This is a genomic window from Streptomyces calidiresistens (genome assembly GCF_014141525.1).
Lineage (GTDB): Bacteria > Actinomycetota > Actinomycetes > Streptomycetales > Streptomycetaceae > Streptomyces > Streptomyces calidiresistens.
In genome coordinates this window covers 1-789 of sequence record NZ_VKHS01001375.1, presented here as the reverse complement: position 1 = coordinate 789, position 789 = coordinate 1, and the positions used below count along the sequence as shown (strand labels likewise).

The window sequence follows — 789 nt, the reverse complement described above, 5'->3', positions numbered from 1 at the left end:
CCGTAGCGCGGCTCCCCCGGGGGAGCCGCGCTACGGTGGGGGGCGTGGACAAAAGGCAGGCAATCGGATCATGGCTGTCCGGCCCCCGGGCCGGGGCGGAGAGCGCGGGGGTGGACCTCGGTCACCGGGGAAGCTCCCTCGGCCTGCCCGAGCACGGCCCCGGCTCCGTCGCGCCCCCCGGTCGCAGGCTCCTGGCGATCACCCTCGACTGGGGTCTGTGCATGCTGATCGCATACGGTTTGCTGGCCCGGGGACTGGCCGGTCTCGGCAACTGGACGCTGGCCGTCTTCGTCGTGACGGCCGTGCTCACGGTCGGCACGATCGGCTGCACCCCCGGCAAGCGGCTGCTCGGCCTGCGGGTGATCTCGGTGGACGGGCGCCGCCTCTCGTTCCCCCGCACGGTGCTGCGCACCCTGTTGCTCGCGCTCGCCGTGCCCGCCCTGATCTGGGACCGCGACGGCCGGGGTCTGCACGACCGTCTCTCCCGCGCGGTGCAGGTCCGCATGTGACCCCTCGGGGTGTCCGGGAGGCGGGACGCTTCCCGTGATGCCCCGCGGCGTCCCGCCCCGAGCCGCTCCCGGGCCGACGGCGGATGCCGTGGGCCGGCCCGTCGGGGCGCCCGTCCCCTCCCGTCTTCCCGTCTTCGCCCCTTTTCCCGTCTTCACCGACTTCGCGAGCGGGAACGACCCCGCCGGGCCCCGGCCGGGAACGCCGCGGGCCCCGACCGATGGCGTACGGCCGGGGCCCGGGGTGCGTTCGGGTGGGAACGCGGGAGGGAAACGGGGACCG

1 protein-coding gene is annotated in these 789 nt (G+C 75.7%); it reads left to right on the top strand.

The genetic code is table 11. The features are described 5' to 3' along the window. Positions 1–44 precede the first annotated feature (44 nt). Positions 45–509, top strand: a complete 465-nt coding sequence (locus FOE67_RS27390) for an RDD family protein (protein WP_182667504.1) — start codon at positions 45–47, stop codon at positions 507–509. The last annotated feature ends 280 nt before the right edge of the window (positions 510–789 follow it).